At 40.4% G+C, this 13658-nt stretch carries 13 protein-coding genes; 10 read left to right on the top strand and 3 right to left on the bottom strand.

The window, feature by feature from the left end; genetic code table 11:
• Window positions 1–88 precede the first annotated feature (88 nt).
• From PQO01_RS02260 to PQO01_RS02285, 6 genes are all read left to right on the top strand, one after another.
• Window positions 89–577, top strand: coding sequence for a transporter substrate-binding domain-containing protein (locus PQO01_RS02260; protein WP_274312417.1), 489 nt, complete (start codon window positions 89–91; stop codon window positions 575–577).
• Window positions 578–650: 73 nt separating this feature from the next.
• A complete protein-coding gene (locus tag PQO01_RS02265) occupies window positions 651–1547 on the top strand; it encodes an MltF family protein (protein ID WP_337994433.1) in 897 nt (298 codons plus the stop codon).
• 150 nt (window positions 1548–1697) lie between these two features.
• Window positions 1698–3071, top strand: coding sequence for an alkaline phosphatase D family protein (locus PQO01_RS02270; RefSeq protein ID WP_274312418.1), 1374 nt, complete (start codon window positions 1698–1700; stop codon window positions 3069–3071).
• Window positions 3068–3991, top strand: a complete 924-nt coding sequence (locus tag PQO01_RS02275) for a ThuA domain-containing protein (RefSeq protein WP_274312419.1) — start codon at window positions 3068–3070, stop codon at window positions 3989–3991. The genes PQO01_RS02270 and PQO01_RS02275 overlap by 4 nt, the downstream gene beginning before the upstream one ends.
• A 74-nt stretch (window positions 3992–4065) precedes the next feature.
• The gene (locus tag PQO01_RS02280) at window positions 4066–4911 is read left to right on the top strand and encodes an alpha/beta hydrolase (RefSeq protein WP_274312420.1); all 846 of its coding nucleotides are present in this window, start codon (window positions 4066–4068) and stop codon (window positions 4909–4911) included.
• A 132-nt stretch (window positions 4912–5043) separates the two neighbouring features.
• Complete coding sequence (locus tag PQO01_RS02285; RefSeq protein ID WP_274312421.1) at window positions 5044–5946, top strand: alpha/beta hydrolase; 903 nt, start codon at window positions 5044–5046, stop codon at window positions 5944–5946.
• On the opposite strand, the gene PQO01_RS02290 is transcribed toward PQO01_RS02285, so the two are convergent.
• Genes PQO01_RS02290 through rpoN form a run of 3 tightly spaced genes read right to left on the bottom strand, consistent with a single transcriptional unit; the run spans window position 5932 to window position 8782 of the window.
• Window positions 5932–6846 (bottom strand): ThuA domain-containing protein, encoded by a 915-nt coding sequence (locus PQO01_RS02290; protein ID WP_274312422.1) that lies wholly within the window; start codon window positions 6844–6846, stop codon window positions 5932–5934. The genes PQO01_RS02285 and PQO01_RS02290 overlap by 15 nt on opposite strands.
• A gap of 17 nt (window positions 6847–6863) precedes the next feature.
• Window positions 6864–7370, bottom strand: coding sequence for an RNA methyltransferase (locus tag PQO01_RS02295; protein WP_274312423.1), 507 nt, complete (start codon window positions 7368–7370; stop codon window positions 6864–6866).
• Entirely contained in the window at window positions 7370–8782 is a 1413-nt protein-coding gene (gene rpoN / locus PQO01_RS02300; RefSeq protein WP_274312424.1) for an RNA polymerase factor sigma-54, read from the bottom strand. Before rpoN ends, PQO01_RS02295 begins: the two co-directional genes overlap by 1 nt.
• A gap of 160 nt (window positions 8783–8942) precedes the next feature.
• On the opposite strand from rpoN, the gene PQO01_RS02305 reads away from it, so the two are divergent.
• From PQO01_RS02305 to PQO01_RS02320, 4 genes are all read left to right on the top strand, one after another.
• Window positions 8943–9761 carry an endonuclease/exonuclease/phosphatase family protein gene (locus PQO01_RS02305; RefSeq protein ID WP_274312425.1) on the top strand — a complete coding sequence of 273 codons (819 nt, stop codon included), beginning with the start codon at window positions 8943–8945 and terminating at the stop codon, window positions 9759–9761.
• Window positions 9762–9849: 88 nt separating this feature from the next.
• Window positions 9850–10452 (top strand): class I SAM-dependent methyltransferase, encoded by a 603-nt coding sequence (locus PQO01_RS02310; protein ID WP_274312426.1) that lies wholly within the window; start codon window positions 9850–9852, stop codon window positions 10450–10452.
• A 10-nt stretch (window positions 10453–10462) separates the two neighbouring features.
• Window positions 10463–10918, top strand: a complete 456-nt coding sequence (locus PQO01_RS02315; protein ID WP_274312427.1) for a hypothetical protein — start codon at window positions 10463–10465, stop codon at window positions 10916–10918.
• 192 nt (window positions 10919–11110) lie between these two features.
• The gene (locus PQO01_RS02320) at window positions 11111–13642 is read left to right on the top strand and encodes a DUF6797 domain-containing protein (protein WP_274312428.1); all 2532 of its coding nucleotides are present in this window, start codon (window positions 11111–11113) and stop codon (window positions 13640–13642) included.
• The last annotated feature ends 16 nt before the right edge of the window (window positions 13643–13658 follow it).

Raw genomic sequence — 13658 nt, forward strand, 5'->3', positions numbered from 1 at the left:
CTTTCAATTACTTGGAATTAGAACTTTTATAAAAAAACCGAACCTTTAGTTTGATCTAACGATAAACTTTTTTGTTTGGATTTTCATTTTGCGTAAACATTTTTTAATATCATTTATTCTCTTATTTATAAGCATTTCATTAATTGCCTTTATTCAAGCTTCTAGCTCTGAAGACATTCATGAAGAGCATTTTTCACTCAATGTCCAAACACAACTGGTAAAAGATCTGAACAAATGGGACGACATCAAAAACCTGGAACAATTACGAGTCTTAGTCTCCCCCAATCGTAGTAATTTTTTCATCGCCAAAGATCAGGCTCGTGGCTTTGAATATGAGATGTTTGAGCAATTAGAGAAAGACCTGCAAAAATCTTTAAACAAAAAGAATTTTCAGGTTATTTATGTTCCCGTTGCTCACAACAAGCTAATGAGCTCTCTGATGCAAGGCTATGGAGATGTTGCAGCTGCAATGCTAACCATAACTCCTGAACGCCAAAAAATTGTCGATTTTAGTACGCCTTATTTAACTGGTGTCTCAGAAGTTTTGATACGACACAAATCTGCCCCCCCCCATTAATTCCATAAAAGATCTCTCTGGTAAAAAAATCTACGTCGCGGATGGCTCGAGTTATCTAAGTTCATTGACCAAGTTGAATAGGGAATTTGAATTAGAAGGACTTGCGCCTATAAGCATTAAAACTTTCAAAGAACTGAATACTGGAGATGTAATCGAGCTTCTAAACACGGCACTATTTGATTATACTTTTGCCGATCACACCTTGGCAGAACTATGGTCAGAAGTTTTGCCCAATATTATTATCAATAATAAAATTAGTATTGGAAATCAAAAAGAAATGGCTTGGGCGATTCGCAAAGATTCTCCTCAGCTTAAAGAAATCCTCAGCAATTTTGCGAATAAAAACCGCAAGGGAAGTCTACTGGGCAATATTTTTTTTAAAAGATATTACCAAAAACCTTACTGGTTAGACAATGCTCTTTTAAATAATTTAGGTAAATTTAATGACTACAAAAGCTTTTTTATTGAAGCAGGAAAAACCTACGACTTTGAACCAATTTTTTTGGCTATGCAGGCTTTTCAAGAATCAAGTTTAAATCCTAATGCAAAAAGTTCTGCGGGAGCCCTTGGCATCATGCAACTACTTCCGAGCACGGCTAAAGATATGGGGGTCAAAGATATCTATGATCCTCAGCAAAATATTATGGGAGGAGCCAAATATATGGACTGGATTCGATCTCATTACTTTAAAGATATCCAAGACAAGAACAAGATTTATTTTTGTTTGGCTGCTTATAATGCTGGTTTTCGCAGAGTACAAAATTGGCGAAAAGAAGCGCCTTTATTAGGTTATGATCCCAATATTTGGTTTGGTCATGTCGAACATGTGGCTCTGCAAAAAACGGGACTAGAGCCCGTGCAATATGTTGCAAAAATCTCCAAGGCTTATACCGCTATATCTCAGTACCTAAAAATAGTAGAAGAGAAAGAAAAAATTATCCAAGCGGCAAAAGATAGTAGTTCAAATTAATCATTGATTTACTCACTAGACCCTTAGCTATTTTATTAAAAATGATCAAAATAGGCAAATTTAGTATCTATACTATAGAGATCCCCTGTAATTATAATGTTATGCATGGGTATAGAATATATAAACACAAATAAGGTAGGTCTCCATATTATGATTAAACATATACTTTTTCTCTTCGCTCTTTTTTACACTCCTTTAGTATTTGCCAAAACCGACTTTGCCAACGGAATGAAAATTGGTGAAGTCACTGCGGATTCCGCAATTATTTGGACTCGCCTCACCGATGGTCCCGCACGATTTTCCACCACAGAAGAACAAGACCGAGAAAAATTCAGTAAAATGCGGCCCCCTCAGGTCGCCCCTGGCTTAGCTGGGACAGTAAAATTAACTTTAACTAGCAGTGCTCAGGTAGTTTACAAAAGTGAATTAACAAATGTAGATCCAAATAAGGACTTTACGCATCAATTTAAAATCAATGAACTCAAAGCGGCAACTCAGTATGAAGTACTTTTAGAAGCTGATTCAGGTAAAACGATCACGGGGAAATTTACTACGGCGCCCCTGAAAAACACAAAAAGTGATGTCGCATTCAACGTTGTGACTTGTCAGGCAATTCGTTCTGCTGAGCAACATAGAGTAGGTCACTCTGTCTATGGACAAATGCTAAAAATCAATCCTGATTTTTTTATTCATACTGGCGACATCGTCTACTACGACAAAGGTTATTTAGCTAAAAATGTTACTGATGCGCGCCGTAAATGGAACCATACTTTTGCACTTCCACTCAATCGTGATTTTTCAGCTCAAGTGCCTTCTTTCTTCATGAAAGATGACCATGACACGGTAGATAACGATTCTGACCCAAATTCCGTTTACGGAGACCTCACTTTTAAACAAGGTATTGAAATTTTTAAAGAGCAAGTCCCCATGAGAGAACTCTCTTATCGTCGCATACGTTGGGGTAAAGATCTTGAAGTCTGGCTAACTGAAAACCGTGATTATCGTTCAATTAATAAAATGAAGGATAGTCCCCAGAAAACGATTATAGGGGAAAAACAAAAAGCATGGCTCAAAAAAACGATTTCTGAATCTGATGCCACATTTAAGTTTATTGTCACCCCAGGCCCAATAGTAGGCCCCGATAAAAAAGGGAAAAATGACAATCACTCAAACAAGGGCTTTTTTCACGAAGGTGAAGAATTGCGCAAATTCATTGCCTCACAAAAAAACCTCTATGTCATTTGCGGTGACCGCCACTGGCAATACGCCTCTATTCATCCCGAATACAAAATTCGCGAATTCGGCTGTGGCCCCATCAATGGTGAACATCTTTTTGGTGGCGCACCAAAAATGGATCCTAAATGGCATGAGTTTTTAAATAATCGCGGTGGGTTTCTCAATGTCAAAATATCTAGAGAAAACGACATCCCTAAAGCGACTTTAAGTTGGTATGATGCGGAAAAAACAGATGTAAAAACCGGCCTGCAAAAAATCAATAATCAAATTATCTTGGAGCACAAATGAAAAGTGTTTTCACCCTGATATTCCTACTTGTAAGTGTCAGTTCTTTTGCTCAAGGCAAGGTCGAAAAGTGGCTTCAATCTGTTGAAGAACATATTCCTTCTCAAACCACAATTACTGCAGCAAAGAAAAAGGTCCTACTTTTTTCTCTTGCTACTGGTTATAAACATTCTGTCATCCCCTATGTCGATGCCGTCATGACTCGCATGTCGGAGAAAACCGATGCCTTTGAGCTTGTGGTGAGTGATGATATTGATTATTTCACTAAAGCAAAAATATCTCAATTCGATGCCATTATCCTTAATAATAATTGCTCCGATCGCAAAGAACGTAACCTTTTTCGCGATGTCCTCATAAATAAAAAAGATAAGTTTGGTGCCAAATACAAGGATTTAAGCTCTTCGGAATGTGACCAACTTGCTGCTCAATTAGAACAGAATCTCCTCGACTTCGTCTACGAAGGCAAAGGTCTCATGGTTCTTCATGGAGCTATCAACATGCTCAATAATTCCGAACGCATTAGTAAAATGATTGGTGGCAGTTTTGCCTATCATCCCAAATTCCAAACAATCACACTCAAACTCGTCGATCCTAAGCACCCAATGGTAAAAGCTTTTGGCGGCAAGGAAGTCGTTTATAAAGATGAACCCTACATTTTAAATAAGGCTTACAGCGACTTTAACTTCAAACCTCTCTTGGAAATGGATACCAATAAACTCGTCAAAATAAAAGATTCCGTCAAAGAAATGCCGCGTTATATGGCCTGGATAAAAAAGCATGGCAAAGGTCGTGTCTTTTATACCGCACCTGGACATAGTGAAAAAACTTACGAACGTGCTAGCTTTCTGCAGTTTTATCTCGATGGTTTGCAGTACACTCTCGGTGACTTAAAATGTGATGACTCCCCGATAAAAAAGCAATAATTTTATTCTTTTTGAGTCAAGTAAAGATTATCGTGGTGTATTAAAGAACTATAAACAAGCACAAAGGACAACACATGAAAAAAATATCTGCCCTCATCCTCCTCCTCTTGACTGCCATTAGTCTTCAGGCACAAAACTTTAAAGCTAGCGAAGTCGTAGACTTTAAAAAAGTGGGCGATGGCGACCAACTTCAACTCCACTTCTTTCTACCCGCTGATTTCAAAAAAAATGATGGCAAAAAGCGCCCTGCAGTAGTGTTTTTCTTTGGTGGCGCTTGGTCCGGTGGTTCACCTAAACAGTTTTTTCCCTTTGCAGATCACTGTGCAAAAAATGGCATGGTTGCGATCTCCGCACAATATCGTACAAAAAAAAGCCACGGTGTTATCCCCTCTGAATGTATCAAAGATGGCAATTCCGCCATTCGCTGGGTTCGCAAAAATGCCGCTATTTACGGCATCGATCCCGATCGCATTGCTGCAGGCGGAGGATCTGCAGGTGGTCATGTCGCCGCTGCGACTGCTACCACAACTAAGTTTGAGGATCCCAATGATGATCTCAGCGTAAGCTCTCAGCCTAACCTTCTTCTGCTCTTTAACCCAGTTGTCGATAATAGTGACAAGGGCTACGGTTATAGTCGTGTTAAAGATTACTGGCAAGACTTTTCTCCACTTCATAACATCCATAAAGACACCCCCGCGAGTATATTTTTCCTCGGCTCCAAAGACAAGCTTATTCCCGTATCAGTCGCCAAAGACTGGGACGCAAAAATAAAAGCCCAAGGCAAAGATTCTGAATACCATATTTGGGAAGGTGAGAAACATGCTTTTTTCAACTATAAAGGCAAGGATGGTGGGGAAATTTACGGCGAAATTATCGAAAAAATGGATGCCTTCCTCAAAAAGCATGAATATATCAAGTAGTGTATCAAATGTAATTTTCTCATTGAATTATATTTCCTAGTAAGCTTGAAGCTTGAAATCTATTTAAGTTCTTTAATAATTCTGTAACAATTTAGATTGACTATTGTTTTAAATAAAAACTTGGAGTTCTCAATGAAAAAATTACTTGCCTGCCTTATCGCACTTACATCCAGCTTATCGGCCCAGCATCAACTGATGGAAATTGGACCTAGCTACTACACAGAAGCCGAAAAAATCATGTTGGAAAAAGTTAAAGAGCAAAAATCTCTTTACCAAATTTGGCCCGATGATGGTACTCGCGCAGACGATCCCTCCAAGGAACTAAAGGAAGTCGGTGAAGTCAAAGGCATCCTTCGTATTAAAAATGTTAATCGTCCCACACTCACTTGGATTAAGCCCAAGAATCCAGATGGTCGAGCGGTTCTGATCTGTCCTGGTGGCGGCTATCATATTCTAGCAGCAACTCACGAAGGTTCAGATGTGGCTTCCTGGCTTGCGGCTCAAGGTATTACACCCTTCATCTTAAAGTACCGTGTGCCTCGCCGCAAGGGGCTTCCTAAGCACAAAGTCGCCTTAGAAGATGCGCAACGCGCCATGAGTCTCATTCGCTTCCATGCCAAAAGCTTTGGCATCCAAAAAAATAAAGTTGGTATCTTGGGCTTCTCTGCTGGGGGACACCTTTCCGCACTCACGGCTGTACAAGATCGCTCCTATAAAAATATTGACGAAGTTGACCAGCAAAGCTGCCTTCCTAATTTCGCTGTTCTCATTTATACGGCTTACACTGGAGATAAAAACACCCGTCAAATTGACCCTTTACTCAAGCCTACTAGAAAAATCCCCGTATATTCCGTCATTGGTGCCAAAGACACCAACTTCCTCCCAGGACTCGATATCTACATAAGACATTTACAGAAGAATAATGTTCCCGTTGAGCACAGTGTCTACGATGGCATCGGCCATGGCGTTGGCCTCGTGGGAAAAGCTTGGGAAAAAGATTGCGAGGCTTGGTTAAATAATCTAAAACTTCCTTAATTCATCCAAGCTTCGAAGTTTTACAGAATCTGAATCAGGGAAATCCTTTGGGATTTCCTTCAGTTCTAAATTAGATAAATACCTAAGGGCACGAATAAAAGAAGTCTGAAAGGCCACACAACGCACTCCCGCTGGATCTTGCTTTAAACCATGCCAATAATGCCCGTATGTGGAATTATAGATTTCTCCCTCGCCATATTTGACGAGCCAATCTATGGGAAAATCTTTACCCGTCTTTTCATCTTTACCATAAGATAAAACCCTTAGGTTTTTAGCGGGTCCCCTGGCGTAGCGATACACTTCCAAATCGGCCGCGCTCCAAGTTTGCGGATAGTCTCGATTAATCGGATGTGAGCTAAATTTATGCACCAAAACATCGCGACGTTTCCCATGCCCAGTATTTTCGCCTTCACCTTTGGGAATGTAAGTGAGTTGCTTGCCATCAACAATAATCGCTTTCCCAAAATTTTTATTTCTCCAGCCTAGACCAATCATTTCATTGTATGCTTTCCATTGCGGGAAGGCATTATTTGCCGAGTGAAATACCAACATCCGACCTCCCTCGAACATATATTTTTCAAAAGCTTTCTCCGCTGCTAAGGGCCAGCTTGATCCATTATTTATATCATTAGTATTTTGAATCACTAAAGTATATTTTTTGAAATCTGGTTTCCAACTTTTCCAAGCCTCACTCTCCTTCATTGGTATCGTTGACACAGTCAAGTCTATATCTTTTTCATTTTGTAATAAACGCTGAATTAAGTGAGTCGTTTTCTCCCAATCGTGGTTACTAAAACCATCCACAATTAAAACCTGTACTTTCTCCTGCGACTTATCACTCGTACACGAAAAGAAGCATGACAAAACCATTAAAGTAATCAACTGAAAAAGGCACTTCACCCTCTTCTCCCTAAAATTTAATTTCTTAATTGATGCGCTGCCTGAAAAAGTACCACTGCCGCGCAGTTTGATACATTAATGGAGTTTTTTAAGCCATGAGCACTGAGGCGAATAAAGTCATCACAAGCTGCGAGGGTTTCTTCTTGTATACCCAAGGCTTCATTACCAAATACAAAAGCACATTTCCCTGTGAATTTAGCCTCATGTATATCTATAGCCGTTTCTATTGTATCGACTCCGTAAACTCGAAAGCCATTAGCCTTCAAATCTTCAACGGCATCCACCGCGTGATCAAAGTGGCGACAATGAACAAACTGATCTGTTCCCATTGCGGTTTTCTCTAACTTGGGATGAGGAGGGCTGGCCGTATAACCACAGGTATATATGGCTTCAATATGACTCGCATCTGCCAAACGAAAGATATTGCCGACATTATGCGCTGATCGCAAACGGTCCAAGACAACGATAATTTCTACTTTTTCACTGGCGGCGGTTTCGCGGTCACCTGTCGTAATAGTGGGCATTAAAAAATCATCTTTCTTTTGGAAGCGGAAGAAAAACCTGCCGCTTCACGGTATTTTGCGACTGTACGACGGGCAATTTTTATCCCCATTTCTTCGAGTTCCTCTAAAATTTTTCCATCGCTAATAGGTTTTTCGGGATCTTCATCGTTAATGATCTCACGTATGATTTCCTGGATTCCTTCGGCCGTCATTTCCTCCCCTTCACTGACTTTAACCGCGTGATTAAAGAAAGAACGCATGGGGAAAATTCCTTTGGGGCTATCGAGGTACTTGCCTGCTACTGCTCGCGAGATTGTCGTTTCATGCAGTTCCAATTCACCCGAAATTTCACGCATAGTTACGGGAGTTAGACTAGATGACTTCCCTGTGAAAAAGTCCTTTTGGTCACGTGCCACCAAGCGACTAATGCGTAGCAAGGTACTTTCGCGCAAATCTAAACTCGCTAACAAAGAGCGACTCTCGGCTAACTTTTCCCGTAAATAAGTTTTTGTTTCTGGATCCGTCTTGGGGTCCTCTAACATTTGCATAAAATTATCTGACAAACGCAAGCGGGGGACAAAGTCTTTTGAACTGCTCACTTCTATTTCATCACCCTTCAAATCAAAAATCACATCGGGAGAAATAAAATCGGGGCGTTTATTACTGTAAGCTAAACCAGGGGCGGGATTTAACTTTTGAAGTTCATCAATTAAGTCTTGCACGTCTATAGGGCTAATTTTTAAAGCTTGTGCAATTTCTTTAATTTTATTTTTTTCAAGATTTTCGAGGTGCTTATCGACCAACTTATAAATCAAAGATTTCTTATCGACTTTGAGCTGCAGCAGGAGGCATTCTCGTAGATCCCTCGCAGCAATTCCGGGTGGATCAAAAGTTTGTAAAAGTGCTAAAACTCTCTCGGCATCTTCAAGCGAACACATGGCATTAAAAGCAACTTCTTCGATATTCGCATTTAAGTAGCCTCGATCGTTGAGTAAAGCAATTATAACGTTGGCGATCTCGATATCTGCTTCAGAGATCTCACCTTGGTGAATTTGCGAAAGCAGAAAACTCGATAAGTCCTGTTCACTACTCAATGAATCAAAATAATGCTGCCGTTTCTTATCTTGATCGGGGTTGAAGGCACTATCACCGTAGTAGGACTCGAGTTGTACCATGCCAATGAGTGATTCGTCTTTATCTACGGCACTCATTGCCTCACTACACATTTCCGTACTTTCACTCAGTGGATCGCCAGCAAGATTTTCCCCGAGGGCTTTGTCCAATTCTAGCGTGGGGTTTAAAGCCAATTCTTCATTAATTTTTTGCTGTAATTCCATCACGGGCAAACTCAATATTTCCAAAGACAGCAACTGATGGGGCGCGAGCGTTTGCTCTTGCCTCATTGACTGATTTTGAAAAAATGCGTGCTCCATTACAATACCTTAAATTGACATTAGTTAAGATGAACATGAACAGAACTAAATCAAGTAAATTAGTCTAATAAATCTTTTTACTTTTATACTTATAATATTTGGTTTTTCACTCTCGAAGAAATTCTTTAAGTTTAGAACAAGTAAATGAGGTTATATCCCTGTGCCCAAATGGCTCCAAGCTGGAGAAGCTAAAAAAATTTCTCCCCTAAGTACCCAACATGGTTTTTGCGATCAACGCAAAGATATTCTCCGCTTGAGCACCTTTAATATGGCTCATGGTCGAGGACGTTCGCTTAGTCATTTCACCATGAGACGCAAAAAAATTGAAGCCAACCTCATTTCTACCGCACAACAAATTCAAGTCTCCCCAGTGGATTTACTTGCCTTACAGGAAGCTGAAGCCGAAATGACCTGGCATAAAAATTTACATCAAAGTCAATTTCTCGCCGAACATGCAGGCTTCTCTCAAGTCGCACAAGGGGAACACGTTCGTGGGAAACGTTATTCCTATGGTACCGCGATTTTATCCAAACTGAAAATTGTCCACTCGGAATCCCATGTTTTCCCACGTTCAAAATTCACCTTCCCAAAAGGTTTTGTCTGTGCAGAAGTGATTAGTCACTGCCAAAAACATTTTCGCGTCATTTCCCTTCACTTGGACTTCCTGCACGAAAAAACTCGGCAGCGTCAAATCCATATGTTGTGTCAATACATACAAAAGCAAACCAAGTTACCGCTCATCATCATGGGCGACTTTAATTGCCAATATCGTAAAAATGGCGTCTTAGAAAAACTGGCCCAAGAACTCGAACTTCAAGTTTGGAACCCTCAAGAAAAAATCATCAGCTTTCCCAAGCTGGGCTTGCGATTGGATTGGATCCTTATTTCCAAAGAAATGCGTTTCAATAGCTACGAATTGTGGGATGATTTAGCGAGCGATCACCTCGCAGTTCGCGCCGAGCTCGAATTTATTTCATAAAAACTCATTAATTCCTCATTTTTAAAGTGGATGAAATGCTCGAAACGAGGTCATTTATTCCTCAATGAAAATAGGGAGTTAATCATTCATGCGTACAAAAGGCAATGAAAAGGCCGAGAGTTGGGACAAAATTTATCGTGAAGGCAAACCCGGTTGGGATATAAATAAGCCCGCACCTCCCTTCGAAGATCTTTTTCAGAACAAACACGATTGGCTCAAGACAGCTTCTTTAATCAGCTTTGGCTGTGGCGGTGGTCACGATGCCAACTTTTTTGCTCAGCAGGGCTTTGATGTCACCGCAGTTGATTTCGCTTCTGAAGCCATCAAATTAGCCAAAAATAATTACCCCGAACTCAAGCTCATTCAAAAGAACATTCTCGAGCTTAGCCCTGATTATGATCAGCAATTTGATTATGTCCTCGAGCACACTTGCTTTTGCGCTGTTCCCATCGAACATCGTAGATCCTATATGGAGAGTGCCCACAATTTATTAAAAGCTGATGGCTACCTCTTTGGGCTCTTTTATCGTTTTGATCCACCAGATCAAGATGGTCCCCCCTATGCACTCTCTATGGAAGAACTCGAAAAAGCTTACGAAGGCCTTTTCACTTTAGAGGACAATTACATACCCAAACGCTCACATGGGCGCCGCAAACAACGCGAACGCTTTATCTTACTCAAAAAAATATAAGGACCCCAAGATGAAAAAATTTCTTCTTCTCTTAATCACCCTCAGCTCCATTTGCTACGCTGAATTCTCTAATGATGACTTTGCCATCCAACTTCCACAAGCGAATAAAGCTGTAGCTCAAGGTGGGCCACAAGTCGCCATTTTTTTCCTACCTCCCATGGATAACTTCCAAGCCAATGTCAACGTTCAAAAGCAAGCCTTTAAAGGCACCATGGAGCAATACAAAAGTATCTCATTAGGGCAATTCGAAAAGATGAAGTTCACCCTTGTAAAAGAATCTCTCCTCAACGGAGTCTTAACTGTTGAGTACACAGGCAACATGCAAAATCGTGATTTCCATTGGTACGTCAAGGCCACAAAAAAAGGTGATTCCGTTTACCTCGTTACTGGTGTCGCACCTCAACGCACTTGGCAGTATCAAGGAGATACCTTAAAATCCTCCGTCGATAGCTTTAAACTAAAATAATTTAAGGAACTACATCTCGAGTAATCTTATAGGTCTTAAAAAATTAATCCTTGCTTAATCATGACCAAATTAGGCAAATATGACCTCATAAAGCCCCAGTAGTGAACTTGAATTATTGCATGCAAATTACACCTGTATTTTATGCAAAACATTTTTATTAGCCTTATTTTTTTCGTATTTTTGAGCTCTCCTTTGAGCTCAAAAGAAAACTATGGGGGCTTTATTGAAACAGATTTTCCCTTTGTTCAATCTGCTTTAATTGCGGATTCTAAAGCTCCTTTCCCTAAAATAAACACATCATCACGAGCTGTCCTGATTCAGCTTGGTGAGCAGTCTTGGGCTAGTTTCGATACCGAACTTATGCGTGTCTCTGCCATTTGGAATGGGGACTTCGAATTAAATTCTATGGCGCAAATATCCTACCCCTATACAGGGAAAAAATCTTCACAATTCCCCAAGCTAAAAGGTCACTTACTCTTTGCTAATGGGATGGCGCGAGGCATCAGTTTAAATTCCAAGCATATGGATAATAGATCAAAACCTTTAGGAGTCCATCCCGACTTAACTTGGAAAGGCTTATACACTAATGAACAGAAACTTATTTTATCGTATCAAATTCAAGATATTGAGATAAAGGAATGTCTCCATAAAAGTTCCAAGGATGTTTACACACGCAATTTTAAAACATCCCGCGCCCAAAATCTTTCTATCCTCTTGTTTCAAAAGCAATCTCTAAAAAAACTAAAGAAACATGGGCAAATTTACTTAATTGATGATGCTAAAAAGCAAATGGCTCTCCATAGCTCACATGGTGAATTTGTTCTTGATGAACAAGGCCGTGTCTTTTTGCGAAATCCGCAAGCAAAAGAATTTGTACTGAAGTTTTCATACAACAAAGATCAATTGTTAGAGGATCTACAGACCTCAAATGAAGCAAGCCCCTTTCTACTTTCGGAAAATTTGCGATGGCCACAAAAAGTTCATAGCAAGGCCAAGTTATCATCAAAAGACAAGGCCTATGTCGTCGATAAAATAGAACTTCCTTTAAAGAATCCATGGAATCGCGCCATTCGTTTAGCGAGTCTCGATTTTTTTACTGATGGCCGGGCCGCAGCAGTGACTTTTGATGGTGACGTATGGATCATTGATGGGCTAAAAGGCGACATGGAAAAGATCACTTGGAAGCGCTTTGCTTCTGGACTCTATGCACCTCTTTCTCTAAAGGTTTCTAAGGATCAAATTTATATCCTCGGTCGTGATCAAATTACGCGCCTGCATGATTCCGATGCTAATGGTGAAGCTGATTTCTACGAGAACTTTTCTAACATTTTCAATCATAGCTTAAACACCAGGAACTTTGCTATGGATATGCTTTTTGATCCAGAGGGAAATCTCTATATTGCTCGAGGAGGTATACCCAATAAAAAAAGTGGAAGTCTTCATAAAAGCTTCCAAGATTTAGAGCACGTAGGGACCATCTTAAAAATCAGTCCTGATGGTAAAAAAGTGAAGGTCTTTGCCGATGGCTTACGCGAACCTTTTTTAGCCTACAATCCACTAAGCAAACAGTTGTACGCTAATGATCAACAGGGGCACTTTGTTCCCTCTAGTCCCTTTATCAAAATTCAAGAATGCGATTTCTGTGGCTTTCAACCTGCAAACCACAAGAAAAAACTTGATCTTCGTCCCCCTTTTGTCTGGCTGCCACACAAAGTTGAACCTTCCTGCGCTGGAATGAATTTTGTTGATTCGAGTACGATGGGACCACTGAATCAGCGTATGATTAGTCACTCCTACAGCAAGAGTCAATCCTTTTTACTTTATGAAGGCACAGGCTTTGGTGCGGCGACCCCCCTGCCCTACCAAATGGATTTCCCTTTATTGAAGGGAGTACTCAATCCAATTGATGGTTCCCTCTTTCTCAGCGGTTTTAAAATTTACTCAAATAACCTCCCTCAAAACACCGGTCTTGCACGCGTACGGCATACACACCAAGCAGTGAATTTCCCCCTTGAAGTCAAAGTATTCAAAGAAGCTGTTGAACTCTCTTTTGATGAAGTACTCGATTCAAATTCTGCCGAAGAGCTCAAGTCTTTCACTATCAAGCGCTGGAAATACAAACGTAGTCCGAGGTATGGTTCTGGACATTTCCAACTTGATGGCAATCCTGGAGAAGAAAATTTATTAGCTTCTCGCGCCATCCTCAGCAAAAACAAAAAAAGTATCACACTCATCATTCCTGGCATGACAAGCGTAGATCAAATGGCCATTCAATACCGTTTACAAAAAGCTGGTAAAGCGGTCACAAATACCCTTTATCTAACGCTTGATAAATTACTGCCCATGGATTCAAATCATTATGCCTTCGCTGAGCTTAAAAATCACGATTTATCAGAAGCAAAATTTGCGATTAGCGCAAAGGGGAAAGTGAGTGCTAAATATGGCGAAGAACTCCTAAAAAAGAATGCCTGCATTGCCTGTCATTCTTTAGACGGAAGCCAAGAAGGTAAGTTGGGACCAAGTTTTAAAGGTATGTTTGGCTCAATAAGACAGTTCGAGAATTCCTCCGCCACAAAAGCGGATGAAAAGTTCATCCATGAATCATTAATCTTTCCCAATAAAAAGGTCGCCAAAGGTTACGCCGTGGCCATGGCTTCCTACGCAGGCGTCTTATCTAAGAGTGATATAGAATCTATTGTACTCTACTTAAAAAAGCTGAAATAACTTTCCTCTTGGCTTT

Source organism: Lentisphaera marina (genome assembly GCF_028745505.1).
In the GTDB taxonomy this organism is placed as follows: Bacteria; Verrucomicrobiota; Lentisphaeria; order Lentisphaerales; family Lentisphaeraceae; genus Lentisphaera; species Lentisphaera marina.